Origin of the sequence: Streptomyces katrae (assembly GCF_000966975.1) — a bacterium.
Classification (GTDB): Bacteria; Actinomycetota; Actinomycetes; order Streptomycetales; family Streptomycetaceae; genus Streptomyces; species Streptomyces katrae.
The window spans coordinates 1-876 of the sequence record NZ_JZWV01001709.1; the positions used below are offsets into that span (position 1 = coordinate 1).

At 68.7% G+C, this 876-nt stretch carries 1 protein-coding gene; it reads right to left on the bottom strand.

What is annotated here, in order from left to right; all coding sequences use genetic code 11:
• Positions 1–865, bottom strand: an 865-nt coding sequence (locus tag VR44_RS40255) for a magnesium and cobalt transport protein CorA (RefSeq protein WP_063779029.1), incomplete at its 3' end; no start/stop codon positions are given.
• Positions 866–876 lie beyond the last annotated feature (11 nt).

The window sequence follows — 876 nt, forward strand, 5'->3', positions numbered from 1 at the left end:
CGAAGAGGATGGCGGCCCACGAGGAGATCTTCTTGATCTCCTCGTTCTGTTCGAAGCCCGCTTCGGCCAATGCGCGCATTTCGGCGTTCTGTTGCTGGGAGACCAGGGTGGCGTTGACCGTGAGGATTTCGGTCAGGGCCTGGCGGAAGCCGTCCACGCGTTCGCTGGTGTGGGTGACGTGGTCCGCGACGTCGCGGAGGTAGCGCTGGAGTTCCTCGTCCGTGCCGTACTTGGCGAAGCCGGCCATCAGGGCGTGGAGCATGCCGACCAGGGGGCGGGTGGCGCGCTGGAACTCGACCATTTCGCGGGAGAGTTCGTAGATGCGGCGGGAGACCTCCGGGTCGCCGCGGAAGACCTCCGTCTCGATCTCGTCCATGTCGTTCTGGACGCCCGCCACGACCGGGGCGTAGCCGTCCACCACCGCGTCCAGGATGGCGTAGAGGGCGGCCTCAGGGCCGAGGGAGAGGAGGTCCGGGGATTCCTCCATGCGGCGGCGGACCGAGGAGAGGTCGGGGGCCGCGCCGTGGCGGACGGTGATCAGGAAGTCCGGGCCGACGAAGACGTGGAGCTCGCCGAAGTCGACCTCCTCCTGGGCGTCCAGGTAGCGGGCCGCGCGCAGGACCACGAAGAGGGTGTCGCCGTAGCGCTCCAGCTTGGGGCGCTGGTGGGCCTCCAGGGCGTCCTCGATCGAGAGCGGGTGGAGGTTGAACTCGGCGGCCAGGGAGTGGAGTTCGGATTCCGTCGGGCGGTGCAGGCCGATCCAGGCCATGCCCTCGGGCTGTTCGCGGAGCCGGCGGAAGGTTTCGGCGAGGGTGGTGGGGGAGGCGACTCTGCGGCCTTCGCGGTAGACGGCCGAGTCGATCACGCTGTTGTGGT